Annotated in this window: 18 protein-coding genes; 17 read left to right on the forward strand and 1 reads right to left on the reverse strand. The window is 30.9% G+C overall.

What is annotated here, in order from left to right:
- The first annotated feature begins 39 nt into the window (after nucleotides 1–39).
- The 6 genes from J2Z44_RS11125 (at nucleotide 40) to J2Z44_RS11150 (ending at nucleotide 4745) form a co-directional block, all read left to right on the forward strand.
- A complete protein-coding gene (locus J2Z44_RS11125; RefSeq protein ID WP_021281952.1) occupies nucleotides 40–558 on the forward strand; it encodes a sigma-70 family RNA polymerase sigma factor in 519 nt (172 codons plus the stop codon).
- Nucleotides 551–1882 carry a DUF4179 domain-containing protein gene (locus tag J2Z44_RS11130; RefSeq protein ID WP_021281951.1) on the forward strand — a complete coding sequence of 444 codons (1332 nt, stop codon included), beginning with the start codon at nucleotides 551–553 and terminating at the stop codon, nucleotides 1880–1882. Before J2Z44_RS11125 ends, J2Z44_RS11130 begins: the two co-directional genes overlap by 8 nt.
- A gap of 196 nt (nucleotides 1883–2078) precedes the next feature.
- A complete protein-coding gene (locus J2Z44_RS11135; protein ID WP_021281950.1) occupies nucleotides 2079–2567 on the forward strand; it encodes an RNA polymerase sigma factor in 489 nt (162 codons plus the stop codon).
- Nucleotides 2567–3094, forward strand: a complete 528-nt coding sequence (locus J2Z44_RS11140; RefSeq protein WP_021281949.1) for an anti-sigma factor family protein — start codon at nucleotides 2567–2569, stop codon at nucleotides 3092–3094. Before J2Z44_RS11135 ends, J2Z44_RS11140 begins: the two co-directional genes overlap by 1 nt.
- A gap of 19 nt (nucleotides 3095–3113) precedes the next feature.
- Nucleotides 3114–3956, forward strand: a complete 843-nt coding sequence (locus tag J2Z44_RS11145) for a YfjL-like protein (RefSeq protein ID WP_021281948.1) — start codon at nucleotides 3114–3116, stop codon at nucleotides 3954–3956.
- A 186-nt stretch (nucleotides 3957–4142) separates the two neighbouring features.
- Nucleotides 4143–4745 (forward strand): DNA-3-methyladenine glycosylase family protein, encoded by a 603-nt coding sequence (locus J2Z44_RS11150; protein ID WP_209649576.1) that lies wholly within the window; start codon nucleotides 4143–4145, stop codon nucleotides 4743–4745.
- Nucleotides 4746–5088: 343 nt separating this feature from the next.
- Here J2Z44_RS11150 and J2Z44_RS11155 read toward each other — a convergent pair whose 3' ends face one another.
- A complete protein-coding gene (locus J2Z44_RS11155) occupies nucleotides 5089–6450 on the reverse strand; it encodes an MATE family efflux transporter (protein ID WP_021281313.1) in 1362 nt (453 codons plus the stop codon).
- 494 nt (nucleotides 6451–6944) lie between these two features.
- Here J2Z44_RS11155 and J2Z44_RS11160 point away from each other — a divergent pair, with 494 nt between their 5' ends.
- The 11 genes from J2Z44_RS11160 (at nucleotide 6945) to J2Z44_RS11210 (ending at nucleotide 17258) form a co-directional block, all read left to right on the forward strand.
- The gene (locus J2Z44_RS11160) at nucleotides 6945–7742 is read left to right on the forward strand and encodes a helix-turn-helix domain-containing protein (RefSeq protein ID WP_021281314.1); all 798 of its coding nucleotides are present in this window, start codon (nucleotides 6945–6947) and stop codon (nucleotides 7740–7742) included.
- Nucleotides 7743–8485: 743 nt separating this feature from the next.
- Nucleotides 8486–8707, forward strand: coding sequence for a DUF1659 domain-containing protein (locus tag J2Z44_RS11165; protein WP_021281315.1), 222 nt, complete (start codon nucleotides 8486–8488; stop codon nucleotides 8705–8707).
- A gap of 188 nt (nucleotides 8708–8895) precedes the next feature.
- Complete coding sequence (locus J2Z44_RS11170) at nucleotides 8896–9114, forward strand: DUF2922 domain-containing protein (RefSeq protein WP_021281317.1); 219 nt, start codon at nucleotides 8896–8898, stop codon at nucleotides 9112–9114.
- Nucleotides 9115–9435: 321 nt separating this feature from the next.
- The gene (locus tag J2Z44_RS11175; protein WP_021281318.1) at nucleotides 9436–9972 is read left to right on the forward strand and encodes a methyl-accepting chemotaxis protein; all 537 of its coding nucleotides are present in this window, start codon (nucleotides 9436–9438) and stop codon (nucleotides 9970–9972) included.
- A gap of 542 nt (nucleotides 9973–10514) precedes the next feature.
- On the forward strand, nucleotides 10515–10682 hold the full coding sequence (locus J2Z44_RS11180) for a hypothetical protein (RefSeq protein ID WP_021281319.1): 168 nt from the start codon (nucleotides 10515–10517) through the stop codon (nucleotides 10680–10682).
- Nucleotides 10683–10933: 251 nt separating this feature from the next.
- The gene (locus tag J2Z44_RS11185) at nucleotides 10934–11095 is read left to right on the forward strand and encodes a hypothetical protein (protein ID WP_021281320.1); all 162 of its coding nucleotides are present in this window, start codon (nucleotides 10934–10936) and stop codon (nucleotides 11093–11095) included.
- Between the two features lie 423 nt (nucleotides 11096–11518).
- A complete protein-coding gene (locus J2Z44_RS11190) occupies nucleotides 11519–13252 on the forward strand; it encodes a sensor histidine kinase (protein ID WP_021281321.1) in 1734 nt (577 codons plus the stop codon).
- Between the two features lie 243 nt (nucleotides 13253–13495).
- Entirely contained in the window at nucleotides 13496–15355 is a 1860-nt protein-coding gene (locus J2Z44_RS11195) for a sensor histidine kinase (RefSeq protein WP_021281322.1), read from the forward strand.
- A gap of 486 nt (nucleotides 15356–15841) precedes the next feature.
- On the forward strand, nucleotides 15842–16189 hold the full coding sequence (locus J2Z44_RS11200) for a hypothetical protein (protein ID WP_021285657.1): 348 nt from the start codon (nucleotides 15842–15844) through the stop codon (nucleotides 16187–16189).
- A 40-nt stretch (nucleotides 16190–16229) separates the two neighbouring features.
- Nucleotides 16230–16790, forward strand: coding sequence for a hypothetical protein (locus J2Z44_RS11205; protein ID WP_021285658.1), 561 nt, complete (start codon nucleotides 16230–16232; stop codon nucleotides 16788–16790).
- 36 nt (nucleotides 16791–16826) lie between these two features.
- A complete protein-coding gene (locus tag J2Z44_RS11210) occupies nucleotides 16827–17258 on the forward strand; it encodes a GNAT family N-acetyltransferase (protein WP_021285659.1) in 432 nt (143 codons plus the stop codon).
- Nucleotides 17259–17263 lie beyond the last annotated feature (5 nt).

The raw sequence follows: 17263 nt of genomic DNA on the forward strand, positions 1-17263 counted from the left end.
GGTCTATAGTGTGTAAATAAAAGGGAGGGGAGGAAATATATGAACTTGACAGGTTTTAGTAAAAGAAGTGAGAATATTAATGAGCAGCTACTACAAAAGCTCATTGATGTAGATAAGCATAGACTTTATAGAATTGCCTATATATATGTAAAAAATGAAGAAGATGCACTGGAAATAGTTCAGGAAGCTGTATATAAGGCTTTTTTAAATATAAAAAAACTAAAAGAACCAGAGTATTTTAATACTTGGATTACAAAAATAATTGTGAATTCCTCCTTAGATTATATAAAAAAGAGAAATAAGGTTATTTATTTTGGAGAAGAGGAAGGCCTCTTTGGGATTGGAACTAAGGATAATGAGTATTTAGACTTGTACGAGGCAGTAGATAAGCTACAAGGAACTTATAAAACTGTAATAATTCTTAAGTACTTTGAAGATTTAAAGATAAAGGATATTGCAAAAATATTGGAACTGTCAGAAAGTAATGTAAAGAACTATATGCACAAGGCTTTAAATATGTTAAGAGTTCAGCTAAAGGAGGGTGAGGATTTTGAGTAAAATAGATATTAACTTGAGCAAGAAAAAGTATAAAGATATAGCATCCCCCCAAGGTTTAGATAGTGTAATTGAGGGAGGAAGAGAAAAAGCTTTAAGAAAGAAGAAGCTAAGATATAAAAGACCTATGTGGGGGTTAGTGGCCAGCATTTTAGGTTTTGTTATTCTACTAAACACCTCTGTAGCTTTTGCAAAGGTAATGAGCAAGGTTCCCTTAATAAGGGACTTTGCAAATGTAGTTTTAATTAATCCAGGAATTAAATATGCCCTTGAGGAAGGTTATATTCAAGAGATAAACAAAGTCTACGAGATAGATGGGGTTAAAGTTACTTTAACAAGAATTATTGGAGATAATAAAAGGCTAATTTTTGGTTATATCATTGAAGGTGTTGAAGAAAAAGAAGGACAGTATATTTCCCCAAGAAATATCGAAATTGCAAGTGAAAATGATAAGCAATTAGAAATATTTGAAACCCATGGCCCAGGAGATTATAGTTCTGACGGGCTAAAACCTCTAATGAATGAAAAATATTTTGAGGTTGGGCTAGGGGGAGAGGATAGTATTCCTAAGAAGATAAAGGTAACCTTTGATAAAATAATAGATATGAATAATCCAGATAGGGAACAGATTTTATCTCAGGGTAAGTTTATTATGGATATTGAAATAAAGGATAAGATTTTACAAGTGAAGCCACAGGTTTACCCTTTAAATAAAGAAGTTGACCTTGATGGATTTAGGGTATTTATAAGAGAAATGAGAGTTTACCCAATGGGAACTGAAGTAGTAATTAGGAGAGATATAGGAAAGGCACAGAGATTTACTTGGTTAAAGGATGGATATTTAGAGGATGAAAAAGAAAATATTTTTAGGTTAGTTTCTGGAGGAACTAAAAATGGAGATGAATATATTCTCACCTTTGCAGGAGGAGCCTACAGTAAGTCTAAGCACTTTACACTTAAAGCAAGAGGAATGATTTATCAACCTAGGATAGATAGAGAAGTTGTAATAGATAAAAGTACAGGAAGACTTATTGAAGATGGAGGATATGGCCTAGACCTTTTAAGCATAGAGAATAAGGGAGAAGAAACTCAAATTAACTTTAAGCCTAAAGAAGGGGCAAATATTGAAAGCATAGACTTAACATTAATTGGAGGTAGTAAATTCTACAGTCAATTTTGGCATAACTATGAAGGTAATGAGGATAGATATATAAAAGAATTTGGAGTAACAGTGGATAGTGCCTCTGTAAAAGATGATATTCTAAAATTTGCTGTAACTTGGATTCACAAGTTTCAAACTAGTAGTTTTGAGATAGAGCTTAAGTAAAAAGTATGAGGAAAGATGCAAGGCTGAAGAGCCCTGCATCTTTTTATCTGCATATTTTTATAACTCTATACTATTTATACTGTAAAATAAATAGTAGGAATATTTTTATTCTACTGTAACGAATATCCACTTATTTGTACTAATAGATGTAGGCTACAAAATTATAAAAGTTATTTAAATATGAAAGGAGGGAACTATGAGGGAGTTTGATAATCTGTACAAAGAATATAGTGAAGGAATATTTAAGTATTTAATTTATTTGACTGGAAACAAGTCCAGTGCAGAGGAGCTTCTTCAGGAAACCTTCTTTCAAGCCTTTAAAAGTATAAATAGGTTTAAAGGAGAAAGTAAGATATCTACTTGGCTCTATAGCATTGCAAGAAATGTTTATCTTAAACAATATAGTAAGAATAAAAAGTATAACATTTGTGAACTTAATGAATTTAGTAGCTATATAAATCCGCAAGACCTTTTAGAAACTAATTATGAAAGAAAAGAAACTTTAAGAGAAGTGTTAAAGAAGATTAGTAATTTAGATTTTGATTCTAGGCAGGTAGTACTTTTTAGAGTAGTTAATGAATTAAGCTTTAAAGATATAGGTGATATTTTAGGGAAAAGTGAAAATTGGGCAAGGGTTACTTTTCATAGAGTAAAGGTAAGGTTAAGAAAGGAGATAGAGTTGTGATGGGAGAAGTAGGGTGCAAAGTCATTGAAGATTTGTTGACTCTATACATTGATGGGTTAACTAGTGAGGAAAGCAATGGTTTAATTCACCAGCATATTTCTAATTGTAATCAATGCAAAGAATACATGGAAGCACTTAAAAGTGACGAAATAAGTATGCCAAATGGTTTTGATGAAGAAGAGTTAGCTATTGTAAAAAAGGAAAGTAAGATTATGAAAAGTATTAGATACCGATTATTAAATATAAAAATTGCTTATGTAGTAGTTGGAGCATTATTAGCTTTATTTATACTTAGAGAAGAAAGAGCACTTCAATCAATTATAATTTATCCACTGTTAGGGGTTGCCTCTTATGGGCTAGTTAAAAAAATATGGCTACCACCTATTATTGTGACAGTTGTATTTTTTATAGGTAGTGTAGTATTTTTGGGTGAAGGAATGCCAATAGGAATAATAGCTATAATTTGTGGAGTTCTCACACTAATAGGAACTATTATGGGGTATTGTATTAAAAAGATTTGGTTTTAATGAGTAAAGGGGTGTAGTAATGAAAAAGATATTTGGGTTTATCTTAATAATTCTAGTTTTTTTAGTAGGATTTATTTATAATGAGTTTAATGGAAATCCCTTAAGTAAATATTTTGCTAAAAGAGAGATAAGTAAATATATTTCAGCTAATTATAGTGATAAGGATTTTGAGATTATTAGTATTGGGTATAATTTTAAGTTCCATAACTATGCTGCAAATATAGAGTCTAAAAAAGAGAATATTAAATTCGTAATAGATATTAAGGGTGATGGTAGGTTTTATGATGAATACTATTATTCCTACTCTGCTGAGCAAAAAATTGCAAGAAAGTTTGGAGAGCAATTAAGCAAGATTTTATATGAAGAATTAAAGGAAAAAGTTCCTGATTTAAAGGCTGTAGCTACTAGTTTTGAGATAGAACGAGGTAAGTACTTGTTTACTGATGAATATTCCAAGAATATAAAAGAGCAACCAGCAATAAGTATTGGATTTGTAGGGGATCAGGTAACAAAAGAAGAATTCGTAAATAAGGTATACTTAGTTAAGGAAGCGGTAATAAAGGGTGGCTATAAACCTAAAAGTTTTAACTTCAATTATAATGCGCAAGGTGATAAAGGTGCCTTAATTTACTCTTTAAACCTAGATGAAAGTCAGCTAAATTTAAGTAAAGAAGAAATTAACAATATTAAGTTTGGGTTTGATGAAGGAACAAAGGAAGAACTTAGAAAGAATGCAGCTAAAAATAAGTTTCTACTGAAGGTTTATATAATAGGAATCTTAGGCTTTGTAATTGGTACTGCTTTATTTATAACTGCAATAATTAATAAGGAAAAGAAGAGAAAAAATATTGAAAGCTCATAGCTAAAAAGCTTAAAATAATACTAATGAAAAACACTAACTTTTAAGGTATAAGTAGAGTAATGATAAAGGGGTAAGATTTAATAATGATAATAAACAGAATACTATGAGGAATTTAAGGATGGAAAGGTGATTAAGTAAAGTAGTAGTAAGTCTATAATCCTAAATTTTTATGAACGGAGAATAAAAATGGAGTTTTTCAAGTACGGAGAAAAAGAAATAGAATACTTAAAGAAGAAGGATAAAAAGCTAGGGGCAGCTATTGAAAAAATAGGAATGATACAGCGTGAGATTACTCCGAATCCCTTTGAAGCACTAATTTCAAGTATTGTTAGCCAACAAATTTCAAGCAAGGCTGCAGAAACTGTTTGGAATAGATTTATTAATGTTATTGGAGTGGTTGCACCAGAAAACATTGATAAGGTAAGCATTGAAGAAATTCAAGGTTGCGGTATGAGCTTAAGGAAAGTAGGATATATTAAAGGAATTGCTGAGGCTGCCATTTCTGGTGAGGTGGACTTTAGCACACTTCATACTTTAACTGATGAAGAAATAGTAAAAAAGCTTTCAGCTCTTAAAGGCGTTGGAGTTTGGACTGCTGAAATGCTTTTGATTTTCTCTCTTTGCCGTCCTGATGTAGTAAGTTTTGGCGATTTAGCTATTCGTAGAGGAATGATGAACTTATATGGACTTAAAGAACTGCCAAAGGAAAAGTTTGAAAGATACAAAAAGAGATACTCTCCTTATGGAACAGTGGCTTCTTTATACCTATGGGCACTTTCTGTAATGTAGTGATTAAAGTAAGTAGCTCTGTATAATGCATTAAATATATTGGAAAGTTTAAAGCCACTGAAATCGAAAAGAAAATCAATGGCTTCATCAAGGCAGCTAAATTAGTCTCATGACTAGGCTAAAAGTTTATTTTTATTATCCAATATCAACTTAAGTACCCATTAACTGAAAATATATATAACAAAACTTCCAGTTATGATAAATTAAATTTTATCACAGCTGGAAGTTTTTATTTTACCATGCTATCTATTTTAAAATCCTTGTTAAGTAATGGTTATAACTGTAGTTACTAAGAGTTTTTAATCAATGGAACAAAAGCTCCAAAAAACTTTATACTTAATAATTAGTTAGAGCTATCTTTTTTATTTTCATCAAGGTTTATAATGGACTTGTTTTTCCATCTTCCAGAACGGTAGTAAATTACAGTGGCTATAGCTCCAAAGGTCCAACCAGCAGGGATAGACCACCAAATTCCACTACTTCCAAGTGGAGAAGATAGTACATAAGCTATAGGAAGTCTTATAAGCCAAAGAGATAATATAGATATTATCATTGGAAAAATAGCTTCTCCAGCTCCTCTATGAACACCGTTTATAATAAACATGGCACCAACCACAAAATAGAAGGGAGCAACAATATTTATATAATTAACACCTTGAGCAACTACTTCAGCTTCGCTAGTGAAAATCTGAACTAATGGCTTTGCAAAGATAATTAATATTAAAGCTATTCCAATGGACATTACTGTAGACATTATTAAGGTTGTATTAAGCCCTTTTCGTACTCTTTCTGGCTTGTTAGCACCAATATTTTGACCAACAAAGGTAGAAATTGCAGCTCCAAAATTCATTATTGGCATGGAAGAAAAGGAATCTATTTTTGAGGCAGCAGCATAGGCAGCCATAGTATTTCCTCCAAAGCCATTGATAAGCCCCTGAAGCATCATCATTCCAAAAGAAAATACCATTTGTTGAATTCCTGAGGGAAGTCCTATCTTAATGCTCCTTTTAAGTATATCCTTATCAAACTCTAAGTGTCTTATATTAATTTTAAGAACCTTATGACGTTTATTTAAATATATTACTGCTAAAATAAAGGATATGGCTTGAGAAATGATAGTGGCCCAAGCAGCTCCACCTACCCCCATATTAAACTCTAAAATAAATAAAAGATCTAAAAATATGTTTATTATAGAAGAGATAATTAAGAAATACACTGGTGTTTTAGAATCTCCAAGTCCTCTTAAAATAGCACTGACAGAGTTATAACCAAACATTCCGATAAGACCAATAAAGGTTATATCAAGATACTCCTTAGAGGCAGCAAAAATTTCATCAGGCACATTTATAAGTCTTAAAATAGGGCCGCCAATTATAAGACCTAAAATTGTAACAAAAATAGATGCAAAAAATAAGGTGATATAGGCTGTATCTATGGTCTTTTTAACTTTCTCCATATCTTTTGCCCCAAAGTATTGAGATATTAAAATAGTTGATCCCATGGTTACCCCCATGATTAAGGAAATAAGTAAGAAAATTATAGGAAAGCTGGTGCCTACTGCAGCTAGTGCATCCTTACCTAAAAACTTTCCAACAATGATGCTATCAACAGTATTATATAACTGCTGAAATATGTTTCCCACTAACATGGGAAGAGCAAAATAAAATATAAGTTTGGCCTCACTACCCTTTGTCATATCTTTCATGTAAAAACCCCCTTCATATAAAATGAATTTGTTCTTAATTTAATAAATGTGAAGATTAGCTTGTTTTTGTAATTACAATAATACGCAGGTACAACATATTACATAAGAAAAGATGTCCTCATATCACAGGTTTATACAATAAGGTATTGGAATTATGGATTGATAAAAATGTGGAATAAATATGGTTAGCTATAAGCGATTAATTTATATAAAGAATTTCATAATGTTTACTTATTCAGCCCATTGTATTTTTGTGACTTCTTAAATCAAAAATCTTTAGGGAACCGAAATATTTTTATAACTATTATATTATACTACAGATTTAGAATTTACTCTATTTACATTTGTGAATAAAATGTAAATTGTTATTGGGGTTATGCAAAACATCACCAAACTGCATATTTAATCTTTGAGACAAGGATGTCTTAATAAAATCTGAGGATTTGGGGGTGTGATCCTTTAGCAGCATATAGAATTTGCTGAGGGATAGAATTATGGGATATACAAAGATAAGTAATGAAATTATAGAGTTAAAAGAAATTTCCGATGGAGCTTTTAGATTATATATCTTGTTACAAAAAATGTGTTATGGGGAGAAGAAATCTTGCTTTCCCTCACAAGGTTATCTTGCAAATGCTTTAAATAAATCCTCTAAAACTATTCAAAGATATTTAGAGGAACTAATAGGTCTTGGCCTAGTTAAAAGCACAAGAAGAGGAAGTTCATCTAACTTATATGTAGTTGTGGATAAAGTCAGTGAAGAGGTAGAACAGGATATCCTAGAAACTAAGGAGACCGAAGAAGTACCCCAAGGTGCCACCACTAATGAAAATTATCGGGATGAACTAGAATTTGAGACAATGGCCACTGTGGAGGATAATAAAGAGGAAAGAACTAAAAATATATACCGAGGAAAAGCCAAGGAGAATAAGCAAAGCCCTAAAAATAATGATAAAAGCCCAGATCAGCAGTGGCTGAAATGGCAAAGGGATATGAGTACCGAAATTGATGGAGACAAGCTAAGACATAGGAATGAATCAAACTCCTATAGGACAAGTAGTCACAGAAGTAAGTATAATCCTTTTAAGAGTCCTGTGCCAAGTAGTCATGGAAGCAAGTATAATCCTTTTAAAAGTCCTGCTCCAAGTGAAAATAATAGTAGAAAAACCAGTGATAAGAAGAAAACCTTTAATAGCTATGACCAAAGAAATTATGACCTTAATTACCTAGAGGCCTTACTTCTAGGTTATGAACAGTACGATGAAAATAAACTATATGTTAAAGAAGAGTAATGTATAAACAGATATATGGAGAAACCACTTAAGTATTAATTTATTACTTCCAAGAAGTAGCTTTTCTAAAAGAGATATACAGGCTCAATGTAGTGTGGATATGTAATTTAGTATGGAGATGAACAAATTTCCATACTAAATTTAAGGTTCTTAGCTATATAGTAGCAAAAGACACAAATTGCAACATAAGGATTTAAAAATATGGAAAAGAACTTAAACTGTGAATTAATAAAATGAGTGCATAAAAACTATTAACATGAAAATTAGAAGTTATCCACAGAGCTTAGCACTATAAAACTCCCATTGTGGAGGAATTTTCACAATAATCCTAATTTTAATCCACATTATCCACAAAGTTATTAACAATTACTATCCACAAAGTTGTTCACAAGGTTTCTCTAAGACAAAAATGTCCTATAAAATACGACAAGGATGTCCTTACTTATAGGACAAATTTGTCCTCTTTAATGAGACAGAAATGTCCTATAAATAATAAAAATATAATAACAAAAAAATAATAAGACTCTCTTAATAATAATTATAGGCTCACAAGACGAGGAAGTGCCTTGTTTAATTCTTAAAAGCCAAAAGGAATAAAGTTAGTCTTCAGGTATAAAGTGAGTCTTATTTTTAGTTTGCTAAAGCTAGAATTCAAATGCAAAAAAATAATTATAAATAATTTTTTTAAAATCAGGAAATTTTCCTTCATACTGCATATCTAATTATTGAAAGGAGTTGATATTATGATAAATGCAATTAAAAAATCATCAGCAGTTATTTTAACTTATAAGGTGGGGGTTGATAAGAAGGGTGAGGATGTATTTTCATCCCAAAGATTTTCTAAGGTGAATAAGGCTGCCACTGAGGAAGAAATTTATAACTTTGCAAAGGCTATGGAGAATCTTTTAGCTTATCCTCTTTATGAGGTTAAAAGAGCAGAAGACTTCAGCATTGTGAAGGCTTAACTATGAGAGGGGTAGTTTATCTAGTTAAGGAAGGTTTAAAACCCCTGTTAGATAACCTACTTGTAAAGACAATAAGTTTAATCAGGTGCTCCAGATTAATTCAGCTAAGAAACTTAAGCTTTGAGTTTATCAATGGAGAAGAGGTAAAGTTTATTTTAATTTATAAGAGGAAATAAGGAGGAGATTTTATGAGTAAGGATTTAGTAATGGGATTCACAGATGTTAAGGGTTCAAAGGTAACCTTAAGACTTAAAAATGTAAAAGATGGAGTCACTGAGCAGGAGATTAGCACTGCTATGGATGCAGTAGTTAACTCAAAGCTTTTCCAAGGTAAAAATGGAGAGCTTAAGGATAAGGATTATGCCACTATAGTAGAGACTAATAAAACTAAATATGATGCAATCTAATTATATTTAGTTCAGAAAAAGGGGTGCAGCTGCATCCCTTTTTAATGTTATATAAAAGATTTAATCTTTAAAAAAAATAGTATTAGCAAAGATTTGAAGTAACCACTTCTAAATTATGTTCAAAAAGTTATGGGTAGCAAGAACTTCTTTGAAGGGACTTATTAATAGTATGATCTACCACAAAGTTCCTCTACAAAATGAACTTATAATTCCTTCAAGAACCTAACAAAAGTTTTTTCAACAGCTTTTGTTAATACATAGAGGTTATGTTAATTGATTATACATAAAGGCCGTGATATACTAAAATTGGAGGGGATTACAATGAGAGAAGTAGATTTTGATAATAAAAATTTGGACAAGCAATCTGAAGTTAAAGAAATATCTGATACATTATTTGGTGCATTGCAACAAACAAATGCAAGTTCTGAAGAAATATCTTCTACCTCACAAGACTTGTCTTCAAGTATAGACAAAGTTATTGAACTTGTGAATCAAACTAGTGTTAAAATTGATGAATCTAACAGTTTAATTGCACTTATTCAAGGAATTTCTAAGAATTCAAATTTATTAGGACTTAATGCATCAATTGAAGCATCTAGAGCAGGGGCTGAGGGCGCAGGCTTTAATATTATTGCTAAGGAAATGAGAAAACTTGCTCAAAGCAGTAGCGAGTCAGCAGAGAAGATATCAAGGGCACTTTCAGATATAAAAGCTGCTATTGATTTAGTAGTTGCAGAGATTAACAAGGTTGGGTTAATAGCATCCTCTCAAGCTGCATCAACAGAGGAAATTACAGCAACTCTTCAAGAAATCACATCTACCGCTCAACTGCTTGTTAATAAGACTATTAACAATTAATAAGACTATTAACAATTAATAAGACTTATTCAATTAATAGAACTATTACTTGGTAATTAGGCTATTAAAGGATAAAAAGCATAAGATAATTTATCTAGGATTGTACATGAATATTCATGTGTAATCCTTTTTTTTATCCAGGTAATTAAAATCTTGTTATTCAAATGAATTGAGTAAGTATCTACAACATATGTATCAACAGAGAAAATTGTAGTAGCTTCAATAGTTTTTTTATATTAGTTTCACTATATCTTAATTGTTATTTCCTTTTCACTTAAAAGGATTAGCTTCATACTTAGAGTATAGAAAACAATAAGCTAGAGGAAATATGTATGAATAATTCGTTAATAATTCTCATAACCTTCTGCCAGTTAGGAACTAGTAGCTAATAGAAGGAACAATTAGTAAATCAAGGCCAATACTTTTATTCTATACTAAAAGAGGTTATTAAGGGATTTTTAGAGTGTGGAATGTTTGAACAATTCCGAAAACTATCATATAATGTAGTAAATAATACTATTTATATATTGGGGGTTATAAATATGTCAATTGATGCATTCAAAAGAGTAGCTGAAAAGGATTCACAATTTAAGGGACAACGAAATCCTGATGTAGAGAAGTACAGCAGAAATGATTCTTGGATTGTAAACGCTGGAGCTTGGGGAGCTATTTTGTTAGTTTGCGTTGCAGTGTATTTTATTTTCTTTTAAAAGTAGTTTAAAAACTCTGGGTACCTTTCAACTTCACTTTTAATATTTCATGGATTCATATAAGCTACAATATTACTTTTATCTTATAAGATATTTTTAAGTAATTTATATTAAGGTAGATGCAAAATGACTTACATATATTTATGAAATATCTTTATTCCATAATATATATTAAGAAATTATTATGCAGAAAAGAAATCTTAATATTAAAGACAAATAAGGGTTTAATAAAAATATGGAGATGATTTTTCATGACAGCAAATCTTAAATGGCAACAACTTTACAAGGAAGCTGAATTAAGAGAGCAAGGTACTAATATTAACAACCATAGAAAAACAAAAGGAAGTTGGAAGATTACAGCTATTGCAGGGGCTATTATTTTATTATTCTATATAATAGTAACTGCATTATAAGCAAAGATTTAAGTTCTTATTGAAGTAGAGGGTTTAGAAAAGAAATAGAGAAAACTAAGAATTTCCTTGGGTTTATATAATAAAGAGTTTCAATAATATTATAAATTAATTAAGTGTCAATATTTCTGATACAGGTTTCTAAGAGTAATCAGGTTACCTAAGAAGCTTAAAGAGTTCAGAGTAGGCTTATCTATTAAGTTTTACTTTTGAATTCCATAGGTTAGAAGTATTGGCACTTATTTTTTTGTATTTTTTACAAATCACAGTATAGATGGGGAGGGCTATACAAATAGGAGGGAGTTGATAGAAGGTTCAGAATAATTTGCAACTTGTGGAGGTATTTTTTAGTTTATGTCAAATATATGAAATTAGAGTTTTCAGGACTTATTAATTATTAATTGTTGTTAGAAGAGAGTGATGACTATGAACTTTGAAAGTTTTACGAAGAAGCAGCTAATAGAGTATATAAAGATTAAAGATAAGAAAATTCATGAACTAGAACAGGTTATTGAATCTTACGATAAAAAAATACAGGAAATAACTCTAAGTGAAAATATCATGAGAGCTGTATTTGAATCTACAACAGATGGAATGATAGTGAAGGATGAAAAGTTTAACATCATAAACATAAACAAAGGGTTTAAAGATATATGGGAACTAGAGGATAAATATAGCAACGAAACAGATAAATATAAGCTAGCAGAATACTGTAATGATAAACTAGCAGACTCAGAAAAATTTCTGGAAATCATAGATATTATTGAAGCAGAAAATAGAGAAAATTTAGATTACATTTACTTTAAGAATGGTAAAGTTATTGAAAGAATACATCAGCCTCTAAAGGTTAACGGAGAGATTCGAGGAAGGGTTTGGAGTTTTAGGGATATTACTAGAAAAAGGAATCTAGAAAAGTGCCTTGAAGCAGGAGAAGAACTGTACAAAAGATTAATAAACAGGTTGCCTTATGGTGTATTTGTTTATGAAAATGGAAAACAAATAATTGCTAATGAAGCAGCTCTAAACTTTGAAGCAGAGAAGTTAAAGGATTATAATTTGGGAGATACCTTAAAGGTTCATCCTAAGTATAGGGAATTAGTAGAGGGTAGAATAAAAAAACTACTAGAAGGAGAATGTGAAGTGGACTTTCTAGAGCAAAAAATACTTCTAGATGATGGAAGTACGTGGGACGTGGAAGTAGCAGGATTTTCCTTTAAGCAAGAGGAAAATTTATATGTAACAGCTATTGTAAGGGATATATCAGATAGAAAGAAATTACATAAATTAGAAATGGATGTATTAGAAAAATCCATACTTCTTGAACAAGCTAAAGAGTATAACGAGTTAAAGACTCAGCTGTTTTCTATAGTATCTCATGAGCTTAAAACACCATTGAATATTATTCTTGGGGGAATTCAACTTCTTCAGAAAAGTTTTGATGACCAAAGAGAGTTTGAAGAATACTATTATAGAGGAATTACCAACCTAAATTTTGAGGCTAAGAAGAAGTATTTAACCTCAATGAAGCAAAATTGCTACAGGCTATTAAGACTTATTAACAATTTTATTGATATGAACAAAATTGAAAATGGCTTCTTTAAATTGGAATTAGAAAATAAAAATATAATTAATATTGTTGAAAACATTACCCTTTCAGTAGTGGACTATGTAGAGAGCAAAGGAATTACCTTAATCTTTGATACTGAGGTAGAAGAAAGGATTCTAGCTTGTGATGAGGACAAACTAGAAAGAGTTATACTAAACTTATTGTCAAATGCAATAAAGTTTACAGAGGTTGGAGGAAGAATTCAGGTAAATATTTATGATAAGGCTGAAAGCATAGTAATATCAGTGAAGGACAGTGGCTGTGGCATAGCTAAAGACATGCATAGTAAAATATTTGAACCCTTTACTCAAGCAGACTTTCTATTAAGAAGAAGGACCGAGGGAAGTGGCATTGGATTGACTCTTGTAAAAGCACTCATTGAACTTCATGGAGGAACTATAAGCGTTAGGAGTGATTTAGGTAAAGGGAGTGAGTTTATAATTAAACTTCCTGTAAGACTAGTAGAAAATAGTGAAGTTTTCACCGGTAATATGGACTTAGGGGATGACAAGGTAGAGAAAATTACTGTAGAGTTTTCTGATATTTATTCATAGCAAAAGAAATTATCTATCATATTTATTAGAAACTTAGTAAGTGCTTTGAATATAGCAATTTAAATTCTTAGTTGCTTAGTGAAGTACCATTAATTATCAGGTTTGTTGGTTAAATATGTAAAATTGTACTGATAATTATTGACCTATATGGAATAAATTGCTATAATTTATTTATATTTGTCAAAATAGTCTGTAAAATATAGGTAATATATTTAATTTCTTCGGATTATATAGGAGTATATAATGAAGCAAAATACCATAAAGATTAAGATGATATTATTAATTTTTATAACTTTAATTCCCCTATCTGCTTTGAGAGTTATAGAAATTAGGCAAGATTTCAGAACCAGCATTGAAGCTGAGCTAAATTCCAGTGAAGAGTTTGCAGAAGCCATAAGTTCTTCCTTTACTAGTTTTATTGAAAGGTCTTGGGCAACTCAGTACGCAATTGGTGAAGCTATAGTTAGAAATCCTGACTGGAATAGTGAAGATATGAAAAAGTACTTTGCCAGCATAGCACTAGACGATAAGGTTTACGGAAAGTATTCTTGGACAGACTCTAAGGGGGTTGTTATAGCCAGTTCTGATGAAATAGTAATAAACAAGGATATGAGCAGTGTTGACTTTGTTAAGGAAGTTATAAGAGGACAAGATAAAGTTCTAGGAAATATAAAACCAAGTGTGGTAGATAGTAGTTTAATCATTCCAATTGCAAGAGGAGTTAGGGTTAATGGAGAATTAAAGGGTATTATAGTAAGTATTATTAATGTAAAGGATATAAGATCTATATTTCCAGCCAAAAGGTTAGGTAATGGCAGCACCTTTGGCCTAATAGACAGAAATGCTAACTTAGTTTATAGAAATGGAAATGATAATATTCCTTTTGAAAAAAGAAAAATTAGACAAGATTCTCCAGCAAGAAGAGCATTAAAAGGAGAAGTGGTTAAAACCTATGGAAGGAATTCAGGATTTGATGGCACGAAAAGAATTGGTATAGATTATCCTATTGGTGACCTTGGATGGAGCTGCTTTGTTACAACAGATTCAGGACACGTTTTAGGTGGGAAAAAGAAAGAGATTGCTAAGAATATAATACTGTTTATAATAATATACTTAGTTTCCTTTTCAATAGCAATTATATTTGCTAGCAGAATAATAAAACCAATAAATAGATTGAAGGCAGTAGCTAAGGAAGTTATGGAAGGAAATCTATGGGTTAAGACTAATATTAGTCCAAAAGGGGATTTAGGAGATGTAGGACAAGCTTTTGATAATATGACAGAGGGGTTAAGGGATAGGGTTAAAGAAATAGAGGAATATAACAATTTGAAGGCCCAGTTTCTATCAACCATGTCCCATGAGCTAAAAACTCCCTTAAACATTATTTTAGGATGTATACAATTATTAGAAACCTTTGAGGTTAATACTAATGAAGAGCTTCATAAAAAGTACAATAAATATATAAAAATGCAAAAGCAAAACAGCTTTAGGTTGTTAAGATTAATAAATAATATTGTTGATATAAATAAATTAGAAGAAAATAATCTGGTGATTAATCCTTCAAATAATGATATTGTAAAGGTTGTGGAAGATATAACATTGTCAGTAGTAGAATATACTAGGCTTAAGAATATTAATGTGATCTTTGATACTGAGGTAGAGGAAAAAATAATCGCTTTTGATATAGATATGATGGAAAGAATTATACTTAACTTGCTTTCAAACGCAATTAAGTTTACTGAGGGTGGAGGTACCATTGAGGTTAATATTTATGATGGAGAGGATTCAGTAGCTATATCTATTAAAGATAATGGCATAGGAATTCCTAAGGATAAGCTTCAGATGATTTTTGATAGATTTACCCAAGTAGATAATAGCTTAAGAAGAAGATCAGAAGGGTCAGGAATTGGATTGTCTTTAGTTAAATCTTTAGTAGAGCTTCATGGTGGAAGTGTTTCAGTGGAAAGTAGGATAGGCTGTGGAAGTGAATTTATAGTAAAGCTTCCAGTAAGACTTACAGATAATGAGAGCCATGTACATATCAAAGAAAACTTATCTAGTGTTGAAAAAGTAAATGTAGAGTTTTCAGATATTTATATTTAGGAATACTATAAGTGCTAATCTATAAAGGGAGGCACTTTTAATTTAATTATCCCAACAGGCATAGAACCTGTGCCTGTTGCTGAGGATGAAGTCCATGATATGTTAACTGAGTCTAAAACCGCTTTAAATACTTGAGATGTAAAAAGTGATAAGACTGTAGAAATCTTGAAACAATATAAATGTAAAAAATCTTGTTTATTTTACAATTTATGTATGATATAATAGAGTTAACATAATAGAGAAAAGGTAAGTGTCCATAAATCATGGGAAAGTCACAGGTTCAGTTGGACAGTACATATATGAATGCTTAAGATAAGTCGCTGAAGAGGTTTAATATTTCAGCGGCTTTTTTATAACTATTTTTGAGAAGATAGGTATTAATTTCTGGGAGATGATGAGGGTTAAACGGAGTAAGTAGTAAAAATAAGGTTATGTAAGATAATAAGGTAGTTTTTAAAATAAACACTTAAAAGGGGGATTGGGAATATGAGTACCGAAAGCATCATGAGACTAATAATTGGTATATTATTTGTATTTATGCCAGGCATAGGGATTCCTTTATTAGCAATAATTGTCTTGGTAACTACAATTGCCGATAATAATCAAATTCCTATTAAAGATACCTATTGTGAATTGCCTAAAGATAAGTATGAAATAGTTGATGAAAAGAAGTTTAACCTAATGATGAAGATAAGAGGATATTCATTGGCTCTATTGTTATTTTTAACATTGTATTTTAGGGTATGGACCTTAGTCATAATGGTTTTTGCTGTGCTCCATATGATGATATTTAATTATATGTTAGAAAAATACTATAAGCTTAGAGAGAGCTAAAACTTAAAAGTATGAAAATGGGATAAAGGGGAGAAAGAACATGAAGAAAAAAATCTATTATACATTAGTTATATTAGTTTTGATTTACGGAGGGTTTAGTTTATATTATAGGCCCTACACAATAGCTGATAATAAGATGCAGTTGGAAGAGAGTGTAGTGAAAATTATTAATAGACCTGTAGTAATTACAGACAAAGTAGAAATAAAGCAAGAATTAAACCTTCATAATAAAAAGTTTGTTTTATTCTCATATGGTAATAAGTTAGCAAATGTAGAATTAATAAAGGGTATTAATAAAAAGTATAAAATTGAGGGAGTTGAACTTAATGATAATTATTTCCAGGATGATATAAGAACTACTAGTGACGGCAAGTACTTAATCTTAGTAGGTAAGAATTATAACAGTAAAATTGCATATGTAAGAGTTTTATTAGATAGCAATGAATATAAAATTAATATACCACAGCAGGAGTATTTTATAACATACTGTAAAGTTCCAATGGAAACAGAAAGAACCTTTATAGGGGTCGGAAATTTGAAAATCTATAATAGCCAGGATGTAGATATTACGGAAGAAATGAACAAGATTCTATTTAAGTAATTTAGAGTAGTAAGAAATGTTTTCGGGGGGATAAACATGAAAATAAGATTATTAACAACAGAAGATTATGAAAGCGTATATGATTTATGGACAAATACAAAGGGCATGGGGATGCGTAGTTTGGATGATTCATATGAAGGTATAGAAAATTTTCTAAAAAGAAATCCTACCACCAGCTTTGTGGCAGAGGCAGACAATAAGGTTGTGGGAGTAATCCTATGTGGTCATGATGGAAGACGGGGATACATTTATCATACAGCAGTTAATCCAGCCTATCGTAGAAATAGCATAGGGGAAGCGTTGGTAAGTGCTGCACTAGAGTCTTTAAAAAAGGAAGGAATAAATAAAGCCGCACTTGTGGTGTTTAGCACCAATGATATAGGGAATAAGTTCTGGGAATCAATTGGCTTTGAAAGAAGAGAGGATTTAATTTACAGAAACATAAGTATAAATAAGGATAATATTTAGTAGTT

Source organism: Clostridium punense (assembly GCF_017874425.1).
Taxonomy (GTDB): domain Bacteria; phylum Bacillota; class Clostridia; order Clostridiales; family Clostridiaceae; genus Clostridium_J; species Clostridium_J punense.

Coding starts and splice junctions, on each gene's coding strand:
- J2Z44_RS11170 (WP_021281317.1), top strand. CDS start 8,896: ATGAGTAAGGATTTAGTAATGGGATTCACAGATGTTAAGGGTTCAAAG.
- J2Z44_RS11160 (WP_021281314.1), top strand. CDS start 6,945: ATGGGATATACAAAGATAAGTAATGAAATTATAGAGTTAAAAGAAATT.
- J2Z44_RS11125 (WP_021281952.1), top strand. CDS start 40: ATGAACTTGACAGGTTTTAGTAAAAGAAGTGAGAATATTAATGAGCAG.
- J2Z44_RS11205 (WP_021285658.1), top strand. CDS start 16,230: ATGAAGAAAAAAATCTATTATACATTAGTTATATTAGTTTTGATTTAC.
- J2Z44_RS11185 (WP_021281320.1), top strand. CDS start 10,934: ATGACAGCAAATCTTAAATGGCAACAACTTTACAAGGAAGCTGAATTA.
- J2Z44_RS11155 (WP_021281313.1), bottom strand. CDS start 6,450: ATGAAAGATATGACAAAGGGTAGTGAGGCCAAACTTATATTTTATTTT.
- J2Z44_RS11145 (WP_021281948.1), top strand. CDS start 3,114: ATGAAAAAGATATTTGGGTTTATCTTAATAATTCTAGTTTTTTTAGTA.
- J2Z44_RS11135 (WP_021281950.1), top strand. CDS start 2,079: ATGAGGGAGTTTGATAATCTGTACAAAGAATATAGTGAAGGAATATTT.
- J2Z44_RS11210 (WP_021285659.1), top strand. CDS start 16,827: ATGAAAATAAGATTATTAACAACAGAAGATTATGAAAGCGTATATGAT.
- J2Z44_RS11180 (WP_021281319.1), top strand. CDS start 10,515: ATGTCAATTGATGCATTCAAAAGAGTAGCTGAAAAGGATTCACAATTT.
- J2Z44_RS11140 (WP_021281949.1), top strand. CDS start 2,567: ATGGGAGAAGTAGGGTGCAAAGTCATTGAAGATTTGTTGACTCTATAC.
- J2Z44_RS11190 (WP_021281321.1), top strand. CDS start 11,519: ATGAACTTTGAAAGTTTTACGAAGAAGCAGCTAATAGAGTATATAAAG.
- J2Z44_RS11195 (WP_021281322.1), top strand. CDS start 13,496: ATGAAGCAAAATACCATAAAGATTAAGATGATATTATTAATTTTTATA.
- J2Z44_RS11200 (WP_021285657.1), top strand. CDS start 15,842: ATGAGTACCGAAAGCATCATGAGACTAATAATTGGTATATTATTTGTA.
- J2Z44_RS11175 (WP_021281318.1), top strand. CDS start 9,436: ATGAGAGAAGTAGATTTTGATAATAAAAATTTGGACAAGCAATCTGAA.
- J2Z44_RS11165 (WP_021281315.1), top strand. CDS start 8,486: ATGATAAATGCAATTAAAAAATCATCAGCAGTTATTTTAACTTATAAG.
- J2Z44_RS11150 (WP_209649576.1), top strand. CDS start 4,143: ATGGAGTTTTTCAAGTACGGAGAAAAAGAAATAGAATACTTAAAGAAG.